The organism is Amorphus sp. 3PC139-8 (assembly GCF_040750475.1).
Lineage (GTDB): Bacteria > Pseudomonadota > Alphaproteobacteria > Rhizobiales > Amorphaceae > Amorphus.
In genome coordinates this window covers 224,897-239,414 of record NZ_JABJVY010000002.1, presented here as the reverse complement: position 1 = coordinate 239,414, position 14,518 = coordinate 224,897, and the positions used below count along the sequence as shown (strand labels likewise).

The 14,518-nt window shown below is 64.1% G+C and carries 14 protein-coding genes; 10 read left to right on the top strand and 4 right to left on the bottom strand.

Annotation, left to right across the window (positions count from 1 at the left end; all coding sequences use genetic code 11):
- Positions 1 to 34 precede the first annotated feature (34 nt).
- The 5 genes from HNS03_RS03480 (at position 35) to HNS03_RS03460 (ending at position 5,253) form a co-directional block, all read left to right on the top strand.
- Complete coding sequence (locus HNS03_RS03480; RefSeq protein WP_367193117.1) at positions 35 to 541, top strand: MaoC family dehydratase; 507 nt, start codon at positions 35 to 37, stop codon at positions 539 to 541.
- Positions 542 to 564: 23 nt separating this feature from the next.
- On the top strand, positions 565 to 1,725 hold the full coding sequence (locus tag HNS03_RS03475) for a CaiB/BaiF CoA transferase family protein (protein WP_367193116.1): 1,161 nt from the start codon (positions 565 to 567) through the stop codon (positions 1,723 to 1,725).
- 22 nt (positions 1,726 to 1,747) lie between these two features.
- On the top strand, positions 1,748 to 2,569 hold the full coding sequence (locus HNS03_RS03470; protein WP_367193114.1) for a CoA ester lyase: 822 nt from the start codon (positions 1,748 to 1,750) through the stop codon (positions 2,567 to 2,569).
- Positions 2,570 to 2,775: 206 nt separating this feature from the next.
- Positions 2,776 to 4,266, top strand: a complete 1,491-nt coding sequence (locus tag HNS03_RS03465) for an aldehyde dehydrogenase (RefSeq protein WP_367193113.1) — start codon at positions 2,776 to 2,778, stop codon at positions 4,264 to 4,266.
- Positions 4,267 to 4,491: 225 nt separating this feature from the next.
- Positions 4,492 to 5,253, top strand: a complete 762-nt coding sequence (locus HNS03_RS03460) for a GntR family transcriptional regulator (RefSeq protein WP_367193111.1) — start codon at positions 4,492 to 4,494, stop codon at positions 5,251 to 5,253.
- Positions 5,254 to 5,302: 49 nt separating this feature from the next.
- Here the strand turns inward: HNS03_RS03460 and HNS03_RS03455 are convergent, their stop codons facing one another.
- From HNS03_RS03455 to HNS03_RS03445, 3 genes are all read right to left on the bottom strand, one after another.
- The gene (locus HNS03_RS03455) at positions 5,303 to 6,463 is read right to left on the bottom strand and encodes a CaiB/BaiF CoA transferase family protein (protein ID WP_367193109.1); all 1,161 of its coding nucleotides are present in this window, start codon (positions 6,461 to 6,463) and stop codon (positions 5,303 to 5,305) included.
- Positions 6,463 to 7,611 (bottom strand): acyl-CoA dehydrogenase family protein, encoded by a 1,149-nt coding sequence (locus HNS03_RS03450; RefSeq protein ID WP_367193108.1) that lies wholly within the window; start codon positions 7,609 to 7,611, stop codon positions 6,463 to 6,465. The genes HNS03_RS03455 and HNS03_RS03450 overlap by 1 nt, the downstream gene beginning before the upstream one ends.
- A gap of 338 nt (positions 7,612 to 7,949) precedes the next feature.
- Complete coding sequence (locus HNS03_RS03445; protein WP_367193106.1) at positions 7,950 to 8,612, bottom strand: GntR family transcriptional regulator; 663 nt, start codon at positions 8,610 to 8,612, stop codon at positions 7,950 to 7,952.
- A 170-nt stretch (positions 8,613 to 8,782) separates the two neighbouring features.
- On the opposite strand from HNS03_RS03445, the gene HNS03_RS03440 reads away from it, so the two are divergent.
- The 5 genes from HNS03_RS03440 to HNS03_RS03420 are packed head-to-tail and all read left to right on the top strand — an operon-like array spanning position 8,783 to position 14,070.
- Positions 8,783 to 9,730, top strand: coding sequence for a tripartite tricarboxylate transporter substrate binding protein (locus tag HNS03_RS03440; RefSeq protein WP_367193105.1), 948 nt, complete (start codon positions 8,783 to 8,785; stop codon positions 9,728 to 9,730).
- Complete coding sequence (locus tag HNS03_RS03435) at positions 9,721 to 10,185, top strand: tripartite tricarboxylate transporter TctB family protein (RefSeq protein ID WP_367193104.1); 465 nt, start codon at positions 9,721 to 9,723, stop codon at positions 10,183 to 10,185. Before HNS03_RS03440 ends, HNS03_RS03435 begins: the two co-directional genes overlap by 10 nt.
- A 1-nt stretch (position 10,186) precedes the next feature.
- Positions 10,187 to 11,662, top strand: a complete 1,476-nt coding sequence (locus HNS03_RS03430; RefSeq protein ID WP_367193103.1) for a tripartite tricarboxylate transporter permease — start codon at positions 10,187 to 10,189, stop codon at positions 11,660 to 11,662.
- Between the two features lie 43 nt (positions 11,663 to 11,705).
- Entirely contained in the window at positions 11,706 to 13,136 is a 1,431-nt protein-coding gene (locus HNS03_RS03425; protein ID WP_367193102.1) for an aldehyde dehydrogenase, read from the top strand.
- A 37-nt stretch (positions 13,137 to 13,173) separates the two neighbouring features.
- Positions 13,174 to 14,070: an NAD(P)-dependent oxidoreductase gene (locus HNS03_RS03420; RefSeq protein ID WP_367193100.1), complete on the top strand. Its 897-nt coding sequence runs from the start codon at positions 13,174 to 13,176 to the stop codon at positions 14,068 to 14,070.
- A gap of 70 nt (positions 14,071 to 14,140) precedes the next feature.
- Here the strand turns inward: HNS03_RS03420 and hpxZ are convergent, their stop codons facing one another.
- Entirely contained in the window at positions 14,141 to 14,518 is a 378-nt protein-coding gene (gene hpxZ, locus HNS03_RS03415; RefSeq protein ID WP_367193099.1) for an oxalurate catabolism protein HpxZ, read from the bottom strand.

Sequence of the window (14,518 nt, the reverse complement as noted above, 5' to 3'; positions counted from 1 at the left end):
ATAACTTGTACGTATAAGTTGATCGGAGAGTAAAATGCGCGAGATCGCACCGCGGCGATTCAGGGGACAGATCGGCCTCTACTTCGACGATTTCGAGGTCGGTGACGTCTACGAGCACCGGCCGGGACGCACGCTAACCGACGCCGACAACATCCAGTTTTCGCTGATGACCATGAACTACCACCCGCTTCACTGCGACGCGCATTTCGCGTCGCAAACGGAGTTCGGGCGCATGCTGGTCAACAGCGGCCTGACCATTGCCATGGTGCTCGGAATGACGGTGCCGGAGGTGTCCGGCCAGGCGATCGCCAATCTCGGCTTTCAGGAGATCAAGCTGACCGCACCGGTCTTCTCCGGCGACACGATCTACGCGGAGAGCGAGGTGCTGGCGAAGCGGGAATCGAAGTCGCGCCCCGGCCAAGGCGTCGTCACGGTACGCACCCGGGGACTCAAGCAGGATGGCACCGAATTCATGACGTTCGAGCGCAGCGCCCTGATCCGCAGCCGCGCCGACGCGGAAGCCAACCCGACGAACTACTGAGCAACGCGCGAACGGAGCGGACCATGGCACTCCCCCTGGCCGGCGTTCGGATCGTCGCCGTCGAGCAATACGGCGCCGGCCCGTTCGGCACCCAGCATCTCGCCGACCTCGGAGCCGAGGTCATCAAGGTCGAAAACCCCGAAGGCGGCGGCGACGTCGGCCGCTCTGTGGGGCCCTACTTTTTCGGCCCCGGCGACAGCCACTTCCACCAGTCGTTCAATCGCAACAAGAAGAGCGTGACACTGGACCTGAAGTCCCCCGAAGGCCGAGCGGACTTCGAGGCTCTCGTCAGCAACGCCGATGCCGTCTTCGATAACTTGCGCGGCGACCTGCCGGCCAAGCTCGGTCTGACCTACGAAGCCCTGAAACATATCAACGCTTCGCTCGTCTGCTGCCATTTGTCGGCCTACGGCCGCGAGGGAGAGCGAGCCGCCTGGCCCGGCTACGACTATCTGATGCAGGCGGAGGCCGGCTATCTGTCACTGACCGGAGAGCCGGACGGGCCACCCGCCCGCTTCGGCATCTCCATCATCGACATGATGACAGGAACGATGTCCGCGCTGGCGCTGACCTCCGCCTTGATTGGCGCCCGCGCAAGCGGGATGGGACGGGACGTCGACGTCTCGCTGTTCGACGTGGCGATGCACAACCTCAACTATCTGGCGACCTGGTATCTGAACGAAGGCATCGTCTCCGGGCGCGCGCCGCGCTCCGCCCATCCTTCGCTGACCCCGTCGCAACTCTACAAGACCGCGGACGGCTGGATCTTCGTGATGTGCAACAAGGAGAAGTTCTGGGGCATTCTGTGTGACCGTCTTGGCCGGCCGGATCTTGCCAACGACGCTCGGTTCGCAACGTTCCAGGATCGGCTCGCCCATCGCGATCTTCTGACCGGCCTTCTGGACGAGGCCTTCTCGACCGACACCACCGCCAACTGGATGAAGGCGTTCGGAGGGACCGTTCCCGCCGCTCCCGTCAACGACCTCTCCGAGGCGCTTGAGACCCCGTTCGTGCGCGAGATCGGCCTGATCACGGAGATGGCGCATCCGGCCCGCGGCACGATCGAGACCATGGCCTGCCCGATCCGGGTTCCTGGCGAAGATCTGCCGCGCGAGCGCGCTCCGCTGCTCGGCGAGCACAACGACGCCCTGCTCCCGAGCCGTCGCCTGGCACAACCGACCTGACGGCGCCCGAGAGGCCGCGACGATGACCGCCCTTCCCCGTTCCTATCTTTTCGTGCCGGGAGACCGGCCCGAGCGCTTCGCCAAAGCCGTTGCGTCGGGCGCCGACCGCGTCATCCTCGATCTGGAAGACGCCGTCCTGCCGGAGGCCAAGGACAGCGCCCGCGAGGCGATCCGAACCTGGCTCGCCGACGGTGGACACGCGGCGATCCGCATCAATGGGCTCGGCACGCCATGGCATGCGGACGACCTGGCGCTAGCGGCATCCGGCGCAAGCGAGATCATGCTGCCCAAGGCGGAGCAGGGAGAGGCCCTTTCGGCACTCGTCGGCAGCCTTCCGGTCCCACTGATCCCGCTCGTGGAGACAGGGCAAGGGATACTCGATGCCCGGTGGATCGCGAGCCTTCCGGGTGTCCAACGCCTGGCCTTTGGCTCGGTCGACTTCGCCAACGATGTCGCCGTCGCACCGGACGACGATTGGGCGCTCTATTTCGCCCGCTCCGCAATCGTGACCGCGTCAGCAGCCGCCGGGATTGCCGGCCCGATCGACGGCGTGACCCTGACGCTTACCGATCCAAAACGGTTATCCGCCGATTGCGGTCTCGCCCGTCGCATCGGCATGGCCGGAAAGCTTTGCATTCACCCAACCCAGGTGACAGCCGTCAACGAGACGTTCCGCCCAACACCCGCCGAGATCGATACCGCTCGCCGGATCGTCGCCGCAGCGAACGAAAGCGGCGGCCGGGGCGGAGTCCGCGTCGACAACAAGCTGGTCGACAAACCGATCGTCGACAGGGCCGAACGGCTGCTTGCGGGCCTGCACGAAGCCCCGTCCGACCGACGGTGAAACGAACGGGACAAACATATTCGTATATGTTTGCTCAGAAACCGCGACAACGGTGGGCGACACGGCGGTCAAAAACTCACTTTAACAGACATGTTGTGGCCTCCTATCCCATTTGCGAGCCACCTCGACGGTCTCAACTTGTTCGTATAAGCATTGATATCAGGATGGTTGCGGCAACGGCCGCACCAAACGGGAGGAACAAACCGATGGGTCATCTGGATCACAAGGTCTATGGCAACTTCGTCGGCGGCGCGGAAGTCGCCGCAACCTCCGGCGAGACGTTCCCGTCCATCAACCCCACTACGGGGGAACAGTGGTGCGACTTCGCCCTCTCCTCCGATGCCGACGTGAACCGGGCCGTGCGCGACGCCCATGCCGCTTTCGTCGGCCCGTGGGGAAGGATGTCGCCGACGGAGCGCGGCAAGCGCGTGGCGAAATGGGGCGAGTTGATCGCCGCCAACGCGGACCGGATCGCAACCATCGAGTCCACCCAGAACGGCAAGCTCTTCACCGAGATGAAGCTTCAAGCGACCATCTCGGAAGACTGGTTGCGCTACTATGGCGGGCTTGCGGATAAGATTGAGGGCTCCGTCATCCCCCTCGCCCGCCAGAGCGTGTTCAACTACACGCTGCGCGAACCCATTGGCGTGGTCGCGGTAATCACGGCCTGGAATTCGCCGACCTTCCTCAACATCATGGCGGCGGCGCCGGCGCTCGCTGCCGGCAACGCCATCGTGCTCAAGCCGTCGGAGATCACCTCCGCCTCGGCCGTGGAGATCGCGCGCCTCGCCGTCGAGGCCGGCATCCCGGAAGGTGTGGTCAACATCGTCACCGGCCTGCGTGAAGCCGGCGAGGCGCTGATCGATCATCCGCTGGTGCGCAAGGTCTCCTTCGTCGGCAGCGTCGCCGCCGGGCGCGAAATCGGAGCGCGCGCCGGACGCCGCCTGATCACCAGCACGCTCGAACTCGGCGGGAAGAGCCCGAACATCGTGTTTGGCGACGCCGATCTCGACCTTGCCGAGATCGGCGTACTCGCCGGCATCTTCGCAGCCGCCGGTCAGACCTGCGTCGCCGGCAGCCGCGCCTATATTCACGCCTCGGTCTATGACGAGCTCCTGTCCCGCCTGGTGTCCCGCGCCCAGGCCATCAAGCTCGGCGATCCGCTGAAAAGCGACACCCAGATGGGGCCCGTGGCGACCCGAGCCCAATGGGACAAGGACGAACGGATGGTGGCCCAGGCCGTCGACAGTGGCGCGGAGCTTCTCGCCGGCGGTCGAAAGACCCAGCTCGACGGCTTTCCAAACGGCCAGTTCTTCGAACCGACGGTTCTCGGCGTCTCCGATCGCGCCAACCCGATCCTGAAGGACGAGGTGTTCGGCCCCGTGCTGGCCGTCTCGCGCTTCGAAAACGACGAGGAGGTCGTCGACCTCGCCAACGACACCGAGTTCGGGCTTGCCGCCGGGGTTTGGACCCGCGATCTGCGCCGGGCCCACTCCATGGCCCGCGCGCTCCAGGCTGGCACGATTTGGATCAACACCTACCGCGCGATGGCTTTCAACTCGCCGTTCGGCGGCTACAAGAGCAGCGGAACCGGACGCAACAACGGCATCGAAGCGATCAACCAGTACCTTCAGACCAAAAGCGTCTGGTGCGAGCTTGCGAGCGAAGCGCAAGACCCGTTCGTCCTGCGCGCCTGATATGATGCGCGGAGCAAAAAGCCGAAAGGGTAAGTCGATCGGTCTTTAAGTGAGAGCGGGATGCGGACGGAAAACCGGTCGGCCGTCCGGAAACGCATCGAAACAAGAACTTAGCCCCGCTCTGCGATTCCGAGAAAAGCGGAGCGGGGCTAGCGCCCGAAGCTCGGCTGTGAAACATGAGCAAGGGAACGGGACAACGTCTCCGAAACTTAAGATAGAGAGAGCATGGCTCGCGGACACGACGCCAACGGAAATAAAAACGACCCGCTCTACATGACGGTCTTTCGCGAGCTCCAAGCGGAAATCGCCAGAGGCGTGTTCCCGGTCGGCACACCCCTGCCCTCGGAAGCAGCCTTGGTCGAGCGCTTCGGCGTCAGCCGGCAAACCGTTCGGCAGGCGTTGCGAAACCTCAAGGAGTCCGGCCTCGTCACCTCGCACCAAGGTCTCGGGACGATCGTCGAGCGCCCGGGCCTGTCGCGGGGCTATGTGCATCAGGTCGACACGATCAGCGATCTGTTTCCCGTCGATGTCGACACCCGCTATCAGCCCACCGACGGAAAGCTCGCACCCCTACCCGGCTGGGCCGCAGACCGATTCCCCGCCGAGGCCGAAGGGACCAAATGGCTTCATGTGCGGGCCTTCCGCTTCCGACCGCCGGAAACCGCGCCCTTCAACCAGCTCGATGCGTTCGTGGCCGCGCCGTTCGCCGGCCTCTCCCGGGTGATCGAGACCCATCGCGGCCCGATCTACGGCCTCGTCGAGGCCATGTATGGCGAGCTCATTGACGAGGTCCGCCAAACGATCGGCAGCTTCATCGCAAACGATCAAATCGGCCCTGAGATCGGACTGAAAGTCGGCGAACCCGGTATTGCCGTCGACCGCGTCTACAAGGTCAAATCCAGCGGCAGCGTCGCAATCCTGAGCGTTAACCTCTATCCGGTCGAGAAATTCACCTTCTCGATGACGCTGCGCAGGCTTCAATCCTGATCTGTTGAGGCGGACCGCACTTCCACTGCCGTCAACGACGGCCCAGCGCTCAGGATCCGAGAATATCGTCGTTGTCCGCACCCAGGGCCGAGCCCGCCTTCTGGGTCGGCCGCTCGCCGTTGAAGCGAAGCGGATTCGACAACAGTCGCATGCTCGGCAACTCGGGATGGGGCACGTCGGAGATCATCCCGATCCGCTCGACGAAGGGGCTGTCCAGCGCCCGATCCACATCATAAACAGGCCCGATCGGGATCAGACCGCCAAGCCGCTCGACCCAGTGCTCCATGGTCCGGGTCTCGAACACAGCGTCGAGCAGTTCGGTCAACTCGGCGCGATGCTCGGTGCGCAGCCGCATCGTCGCAAAGCGTGAATCCTGCAAAAGGTCCGGCCGCCCGATCTCCTCCGCCATGGCGCGCCAGAACTTCTCCGTCATACACATAACGAAGATCCAGCCGTCCTTGGCGCGATAGGTCTGGCTCGGCGTCGCGGAGAGATGCGAACTCCGCTTCTGGCGCGTCGCCTTGAATCCGGTGTTGAGATACCAGGTCGCCGAATAGTTGAGCTGGTGCAGAGCGACCTCGAACAGCGAGGTATCCACATCGCCGCCGACACCGGTCTCCCGCGCCCTCAGGACCGCCGACAACAAGCCAACCGTCAGCGTCATGCCGGTCATGAAGTCGATGATCGAGGGACCGAAGCGCGCCGGATCGCCGTCGGGATCGCCGGTCATGCTCATCAGGCCCGCTTCCGCCTGCATCAGAAAGTCGTAACCAGGCCGGCCAGCGCGTTCGTTGTCGCGGCCGTAGGCGGAAATATGTCCGCACACGACACACGGATTCACATCTTTGAGCGCCGCATATTCGAGCCCGAGCTTGGCGGCCTGATCTCCGCGCAAATTGTTGACGACCGCGTCGGCATCCCGAACGAGCTTGCGGAACGCCATCTGCCCGTCTTCGGACTTGAGATCCAGCGTGACGCTCTTCTTGTTGGTGTGCCACCCCTGGAAATAGAGGCTGTCATTGTCGCCGAGCAGATAGGGGCCACCGTGGCGAGCCGCATCGCCGCCGGCCTCGCCGTGTTCCACCTTGATCACCTCTGCACCCAGGTCGGCCAGATACAGCGTCCCGTAAGGCCCGGCACCGAACTGCTCGATCGTCAGGATGCGCAGGCCCAAGAGCGGCTTTGCCGCGGAGGCATCCGGCGCCGCCATCACGCCTGGCTCCGCTTGACCAGCTGGCGCGCGATGATGATCCGCTGGATCTCGTTGGTGCCCTCGCCGATGCAGGTCAGCGGGGCATCCCGGTAGAGCCGTTCGATGTCGTATTCTTTCGAGTAGCCATAGCCGCCATGGATGCGCAGCCCTTCGATGGAATTCTCCAGCGCGGCTTCGGACGAATAGTATTTCGCCATTCCCGCCTCCAGATCGGCGCGCTCTCCGGCGTCGAACTTGTGGGCTGCGTCCAGCGTTAGAAGCCGGGCTGCCCGCGCGCGGGTCGCCATTTCGCCAAGCTTGAGCTGAATCGCTTGGTGTTCGGCGATCGGCTTACCGAACGTCTTGCGGGTCTGAGCGTAGTCCAGCGCGAGCGCAAGCGCGCCCTCGGCGATCCCGACCCCGCGCGCGGCCACATTGATGCGTCCGAGTTCGAGCCCGCCGGTGGCCTGATAAAACCCCTTGCCTTCTTCTTCCCCAATCAACTGGTTGAAGGGCAGATAGTAGTTGTCGAACACCAGTTCGGCTGAATCGATGGACTTGTATCCGAGCTTGTCGAGCTTGCGCGAAACCGTGAACCCCTCGCGCTTGTCGGCGATCACGAGGCTCATGCCCTTGTGCCGGGGATCGGCGTTCGGATCGGTCTTGACCAGCATCGCGAACACAGAGCCGTGGATGCCGTTGGAAATCCAGGTCTTGGTGCCGTCGATCACGTAGCCGGTGTCGGTGCGCTTGGCGACCATGCGGATCGCTTGCAGGTCCGTCCCCGCATCCGGCTCCGTCAAGGCCAGCCCACCCCGTAGCTCGCCGGACGCCAGACGCGGAAGCCAGGTCCGCTTCTGCTCCTCGGTGCCAAACTTCTCGATCGCCAAGCACAGCATGAGATGGGAATTGAAGATGCCGGTGATCGACATCCACGCCGCCGAGATCTTCATGACGATCTTGGCATAGGTCGTCGCGGGAAGGCCGAGACCGCCATAGTCCTGCCCGACGGTCGCGCCGAACAACCCGAACTCCGCCATCTGATCGACGATCTTCTCGGGCCACTCGTCAGCATGATCGTACGCCTTCGCGACCGGACGCACGTCCTTCTCTACCCAGCGCTCGATCGCCTCAATCAGGGCCTGTTCGTCAGCTTGATCGATCATTTTTCCTCCCGAGAGAACGACCCAATATTCGGGCCTTAGCCAAGTTCGGCCCTTTCAAACCAAACATATACGTACAAGTTAGGGAGTCAATCGGGCTATTGCGAAATGGACGTCCGGCCTTCGTGGTCGGCAGCCGTGCTCTCTCTATTGGTAAAGGAGGCCTTGGCGCCGACGTCTCTCCGACGTCCGCCATCGCCGGGCCTGGACAGCACGGGCTCGAATTCGATGTCGGTGAAATGGAGATCGGGCGCAAGTTTGGCCGAGACAGCGTCAGCGGTCGCGATCGATCCGACCGCTGCCCGCAGGGGCCCCTTAGGTCATGGACACAGAGCGACCCTCTACAGAACGCCGCAGTACTTTTCCTCGTAGAAGGCGCGCGCCGGCTGCATGTGGTCGATACAGAGCCGGCCAAGCGTGTCGAGATCGCCGGCTTTGACCGCATCCACCATCGCGAAGTGCTCGGCCTTGGCCTTTTCCAGCAGAGAGGGCATGCCAAGCCCATGCGAGCGAATGCCATGGGTTTTGGCGTTGGAGGTCTCGATCGCTTCGGAAAGATAGTGGTTCCCGGTTCCCTCGAAGAGCTTGCGATGGAAGAGCGTGTTGGTTTGGAACACCAGCCCGAGATCGCGGGCGGCGACCGCCTCGGCATGGGCGTCCCGTGCGGCCTCAAGCTCCGACAGCCATTGCGAATCGGCCGGGAGCTGGATCCGTCTCGCAGCCGCCTCGTGCAGGATCACCCGCAAATCGTAGAGTGCGGCAACTTCGGAGCGCGAGAAATAGCGCACCGCCGCGCCTCGGTTGGGCTGACGCTCGACAATGCCCTTGCGCTCCAACTCTTGCAGAGCCGCCCGCACAATGTGCCGCTTCGTCGAGAAACGGACGATGAACTCGTCCTCATACAGGCGCTGCTTGGGCAGGAATCGGCCGAAAATGATGTCCTGCTCCAAGACGGCGACGATCTCGGAGACCGCCGTCTCAGTCATGGTTCCGTGTCTGAGCATGGTTCATAGCTCGATTATCGATAATTTCATCAAGGAATATATCGCCATGTGCGGCAGCGCAAATGCCGCCCCAAAACTGCTTGCCGCCCTTTCGCTCGGTCGTATCGTTCGGCCGTTCCACTCAATGGGCCGCCAAAAGACCGGCCGCATCGATCACGGGAGGATATATCTTGCTTAGAAAGCTCATGACCGCCGCTGCGGCGATCGCCATCTCCGCCGGCCCCGCCTTCGCAGAGTGGCCGGAAAAGCCGATCGAACTTCTTGTCGCCTATGGTGCCGGCGGCGGCACCGACGTCACCGCGCGCACGCTCCAGCCGCTGCTGGAAAAGGAGCTCGGCCAGTCGATCGTCGTCGTCAACCGTCCCGGTGCAGCGGGCGAAGTTGGCCACGCGGCTCTCGCCGATGCCGATACCGACGGCTACACCATCGGCATCGTCAATCTGCCGCCGATGCTGACCATTCCGATCACCAAGGACGCCGCCTTCAAGCCGGAGCAGATCGTTCCGGTTGCCGGCCTCGTCCGCGACCCTTCGGCGATTTCGGTTCCGGGCAACAGCCCGTTCAATTCGCTCAAGGACCTGATCGACTACGCCAAAGCGAATCCGGGCGCCGTGACCATCGGAACCACGGGTGTCGGCACCGACGATCATCTCGCTATGCGCTATCTGGCCAAGGCGACCGGCGCCGAGTTCACCCATGTTCCCTTCGCATCCGCCGGTGCGGCCCGCACGGCAGTGATGGGCGGCCATGTTTCCGCCGCCGCGCTTAATCTGGGCGAGGCCATGCCGAACGCCCAGGAAGGCAAGGTCAAGATTCTCGCCCAATTCGGTCCCGAGACCTCGCCGCTCGCCCCCGACGTGCCTACCGCCCAGTCGCTCGGCTACGATGTCACCATGCTCTCCGAGCGTGGCGTGGGCGTCCCGGCCGGCACGGACCCGGAGATCGTCGCGAAGCTTGCGGCTGCTATCGAGGCCGTGGCCAAGGATCCGGCCTTCATCGAGCGCAACAAGGAGCTCTTCACCGAGGTCAACTACATGCCGACGGAAGAATTCCAGAAGCATGTCGAGCAGTTGCGCGAAGACTACCAGGCCATGTGGGACGAGTCCCCGTGGCAATAGAGCCTGCTGAAGAGCTCGTGGGAAACCCCGTTCGGCCGCTCGAGCGGCTGGCGGCGGCTCTCGCGGTCGCGCTTGCCGGCGGTGTCGTCGTCTGGGACGGCACCAGGCAGGCCGGAGCAAGCGCCTACTTTCCCATTGCAGTCGGCAGCGCGATGATCGCGCTGTCGGCCGTTACCGTCATCAGGCTCGATCGCAAAACGCGTATGACGGAAGAGGCGCCGCTCCTCAGGGGCTTCGCGGGCCTTGCGATGCTCGCCGCCTTTATCGGCCTGGCCGGTTACATCGGCTTCCTGTCGGCCTCGGTCGCCTTCATTCCCGCCATGGCGGTGCTTGGCGGAGACCGCAACATCGTCCGCATCGCCGTTGGAACGGTCGCCTTTGTCATTTTGGCCTATGTCGTTTTCAATCTCGCCTTCGCACAGCCGTTCCCAGCGGAACTGATCCTGGGAGGCTGACATGATGGACGTTCTCTCCGGTCTTCCGCACGCCCTCGTCGTGGACAGCCTCTTGGCCATGGTCGTGGGCACCGCCGCCGGCATTCTCGTTGGCGCGATCCCCGGGCTCACGGCCACCCTGGCCATGGCTCTGCTTTTGCCCTTCACCTACACCATGTCGCCGCTCGTCGCGCTCGGCATGATGGCCGGTATCTACAACGGCTCCATGTATGGCGGCGCGATTCCGGCAATCCTGATGCGGATTCCCGGCACACCGTCCGCGGTTGCCACCACCTTCGACGGCTATCCGCTGGCACAGGCGGGGCGCGCGAAATATGCGCTCCACGTCGCGCTGGTATCCTCCACCGCCGGATCGATCATCAGCGCCCTCGCACTGATGATCATCGCTCCGCCGCTGGTGTCTCTCGCCCTCCAGTTCGGCCCGACCGAATATTTTTGGGTTGCGGTCTTCGGCCTCGCCAGCGTCTCGCTGCTTCTTGCCGGAGCGCCGGCCAAGGGGCTCGCCTCAGCCATGATTGGCGTCGCGGTCGGCCTCGTCGGCATGGACATGATGACCGGATCCGAACGACTGGTCTTCGGGGTCAGGCATGTCGCCGGCGGCATCGATCTCGCCGTGATGCTGACAGGGCTCTTTGCGGTTCCACCGGCGCTGGCGATGCTCGCCTCCCCGGCAGGAGGGAGCAGTCGCGCGGACCTCACCGCCGTGGGACTGCGTCTCGGCGAAGCCTTCACCTTCGTCCGGACCTGGATCCGCTCCGGTGTCATAGGTGTGGTGATCGGCATCATGCCCGGCGCGGGCGGCAATCTGGCGGGGATCGTCAGCTATTCGGAGGCCAAGCGGGCGGCCAAGGATGCCTCCCTGTTCGGCAAGGGCGACCCTCGCGGCATCGCAGCGTCGGAATGCGCCAACAATGCCGACAACGCCTCGTCTCTCATCCCCACGCTCGCGCTCGGCGTTCCCGGAAACTCGGTTGCCGCGCTGATGATGGGAGCCATGCTGATCCAGGGGCTGAACCCCGGTCCGGCGCTCTTCAGCCAGCATGCGGACGTGGTCTACGGCTTCATGTGGCAGATGCTGCTGACGGCATTCATGATGCTCGCCCTCGGGCTGGTCGGAGCGAAACTGTTCGTGAACATGCTGCGCATTCCCGCGGCACTGCTCGCACCGATGATCCTGATCATCTGTTCGCTCGGCACCTACGCCTCCACCAACGCGATGGCCGATGTCTGGCTGATGCTCGGCTTTGGCGTGCTGGGATACGTCCTGGCCCGCACCGGATACCCCATCGCACCCATCGTGCTGGGAGCGATCCTGGGCCCGATGGCTGAGTCCTCCTTCCGCCAGGCACTCCTGATCTCGCGCGGCGACCCTCTCTCCTTCGTCTCGTCGCCGATCTCGATCGTGCTCGTCCTTGCGATCCTTGCGCTTCCGCTGATGCAGCTCCGCAGCCGGAAGAAGGACACCACCTCCGGCTGACGACCGAACACCGAAAAGACAGGACACAAGCACAGGCATGGATATGCGCACGACAATCGACGAGCTCGTCAGCATCAACCCCGCCGATGGCAGCGAAGTCGCCCGCGTGGCGGCGACCACTCCTGAGGAGCTGGACACCATCGTGGCACGCGCGCAGGAGGCCTTCCGCCACTCCGGTTGGAAAGAACTGCTGCCGCACAAGCGGGCAGAAATTCTGCATGCCATCGCCAACGGCCTTCTGGCCGAAAAAGAGGCGCTCGCCACGCTGCAGATGCGTGATAACGGCAAGCCGATCGCGGAATGCCGGGGAATGGTCGACTACGCGGTCGGAACGTTCCGCTATTACGCCTCCGTTTGCGAGACGCTGGAAACCGACGTCACGCCCCGGCGTGGTGACTACGTGTCTTTCACCGTGCTCGAACCCTACGGCGTCGTGGCTGCCATCACGCCTTGGAATTCGCCGATCATGAACGATGCCGCGAAAGTGGCGCCGGCCCTTGCCGCGGGCAATGCGGTCATCTTGAAACCGTCCGAGGTGGCGCCGCTGCTCGCGCCGGAGCTTGCGCGCATTGCCGCCGCCGCCGGTCTGCCGGATGGGCTTCTGCAGGTCGTGCAGGGCCACGGCGCGGAAATCGGTGCGGCCCTGGTCTCGCACACGGGCGTCGGCATGATCTCGTTCACGGGCGGCACGACGACAGGCCGATCGATCGGCCGCGTCGCCGGCGAACGCATCGTGCCGGTGGCGCTGGAGCTTGGCGGCAAGTCTCCGCATATCGTGTTCGCGGACGCGGACATGGACCATGCGGTGGCCGCAGTCGCCGCAGGCATCTTCGGGTCCTCCGGACAGTCCTGCGTGGCCGGATCCCGGCTCCTTGTCGAGGAGAGCGTCTATGATGACGTCGTGGCGCGCCTCGTCGAGCGTGCGAAGCGCATCGTTGTTGCCGCTCCCGACGCCAAGGGTGTCGAAGTGGGGCCGCTTGCCTCGTTCCATCACCGAGACAGCGTACATGCCTTTGTCGAGCGGGCCCGTGCGGAAGGAGGACGCATTCTCTGCGGCGGCTCCGTCCCCGAAGGTCCGCAATACGAGGCGGGGGCTTACTATCTGCCCACCGTGATCGACGGGCTGCCTCATGACGCCGTCTCCTGCCAGGAGGAAGCTTTCGGTCCCGTGTTGGTGGTGCTGCCGTTCAAGGACGAGGCCGATCTCGTCGAGAAGGCCAACGGCACGGACTTCGGGCTCGCCTGCGGCATCTGGACGGAGAACTTCAAGAAGGCGTGGCGCATCGGTCGCGCGCTGGAGGCGGGATCCGTCTGGATCAACACCTACAAGCAGTCCGTCACGAGCACGCCCTTCGGCGGCTTCAAGGACAGCGGCATTGGCCGGGAAAAGGGCATCGATGGCCTGCGCCTCTACGCGCAGGTGAAGAGCATGTTCTTCGGCCTGCACGAAAAGCCGCTGCCGATCGCGAAGTAATCCGACCCGACAACGCGGAAGAACTCCTGGAGCATCAATGACCGATATCTCAAAGGTTGCCGTCTACGGTCTCGGCAACATGGGCTTTCCCCTCGCCCGGCGTATCGCCGATCGCTTTCCGGTGCAGGTGTTCGACCTGAACCAGGACATGCTGGCAAAGGCGAAGACGGAGCTGGGCGCCGAGGAGATCGCCGACCCGAAGGCGCTTTCGGCCACGCCCGTCGTGGTGCTGTGCCTGCCGAGCCCCAAGGCATCCCTTGCAGTGCTCCGCCAAATCGCCCCTCACCTGCCCAAGAGCGCAGTCGTGGTGGAAACCTCGACCGTCAATCCGGACGACGTGTTGGCCTGCCGCGATGTCCTCGCGCCGCATGACATTCGCCTGATCGATGCATCGCTGATGGCTGGCGTGAGCCAGATGGAAGCCGGCACTGCCTCGCTCCTGATCGGCGGTGAGCCCTCGGCGATCGCGGACTGTCAGGCGGTGCTCGACGCAATCGCCGAAAAGCAGACAGTGTTCGGCCCCCTTGGAACGGGCGCGGCCGCCAAGGTCATCAACAACGCGGTGGCGCACGCCGTCATGGTGGTGGTCGCCGAGGCGGGATCGATGGCCACGGCGACGGGCGTTTCGATCGAGAAGCTCGTCGACCTTCTCTCGGACCCGCAGATGGGGCTGCATCGCCCCTTGACCTACCGCTTCGCGAAACGCGTGGTGGAGGGGGACTATGCCGGCGGAATGCCGCTGGACGCCGCCCGCAAGGATTCCCGCCTGGCGCTCGACCTGGCGCAGACGGAAGGTGTCCCGCTGTTCGCGATCCAGGCGGCCCATTCCGTCTACGAGATGGCATTCCGCTCCGGCTATGCGCGCGACGACTACGCAGCAATCGCGAAGCTGTGGGACGATTGGCAGGTGCCGGCTGTTCCCAAGCAAGGCTGAACCGGACAGGAGGCCCGCCATCTGGATTTTGCGATCCGAGATGCGGGCCTCTTCCAGCCGGGATCGCCTTTCACCCGGCCATGACGCTGACATGCGCGGCAACCACCTTCCAGCCGCTCGGGGTCCGCATCCAGGTCTGGCTCTGCCGACCGGTCCCGCTTGCTCCCTGACGCTCGAACAGCGTCATCGCCGTCGCCATATCGCGTCCGTAGGTGGTGATAACGGTCCGATGCAGGGTGCGGTCCAGGTTCTTGCTGCTGCGCCCTGCGCGAAACGCCCTGATCTCTTCGTAGCCGTAGAGGTTCTCGCCGGCGCCGTATCGGATGGTGTGCGGACTTTCCCAGAAGAGCTCGTCGAGAACCGCCACATCATTCGTCACGAGTGCCGTCTCGTAGCGCGCGAAGGCAGCCTCGACCTCCGCCTTCACGTCGGGAAGGTTGATTTCCAC

Bases quoted from the DNA above. Each gene is read 5' to 3' on its own strand.
- HNS03_RS03425 (WP_367193102.1), top strand. From the start codon at position 11,706: ATGCGCACGACAATCGACGAGCTCGTCAGCATCAACCCCGCCGATGGC.
- HNS03_RS03430 (WP_367193103.1), top strand. From the start codon at position 10,187: ATGATGGACGTTCTCTCCGGTCTTCCGCACGCCCTCGTCGTGGACAGC.
- HNS03_RS03450 (WP_367193108.1), bottom strand. From the start codon at position 7,611: ATGATCGATCAAGCTGACGAACAGGCCCTGATTGAGGCGATCGAGCGC.
- HNS03_RS03445 (WP_367193106.1), bottom strand. From the start codon at position 8,612: ATGCTCAGACACGGAACCATGACTGAGACGGCGGTCTCCGAGATCGTC.
- HNS03_RS03470 (WP_367193114.1), top strand. From the start codon at position 1,748: ATGACCGCCCTTCCCCGTTCCTATCTTTTCGTGCCGGGAGACCGGCCC.
- HNS03_RS03420 (WP_367193100.1), top strand. From the start codon at position 13,174: ATGACCGATATCTCAAAGGTTGCCGTCTACGGTCTCGGCAACATGGGC.
- HNS03_RS03480 (WP_367193117.1), top strand. From the start codon at position 35: ATGCGCGAGATCGCACCGCGGCGATTCAGGGGACAGATCGGCCTCTAC.
- HNS03_RS03465 (WP_367193113.1), top strand. From the start codon at position 2,776: ATGGGTCATCTGGATCACAAGGTCTATGGCAACTTCGTCGGCGGCGCG.
- HNS03_RS03460 (WP_367193111.1), top strand. From the start codon at position 4,492: ATGGCTCGCGGACACGACGCCAACGGAAATAAAAACGACCCGCTCTAC.
- HNS03_RS03455 (WP_367193109.1), bottom strand. From the start codon at position 6,463: ATGGCGGCGCCGGATGCCTCCGCGGCAAAGCCGCTCTTGGGCCTGCGC.
- HNS03_RS03475 (WP_367193116.1), top strand. From the start codon at position 565: ATGGCACTCCCCCTGGCCGGCGTTCGGATCGTCGCCGTCGAGCAATAC.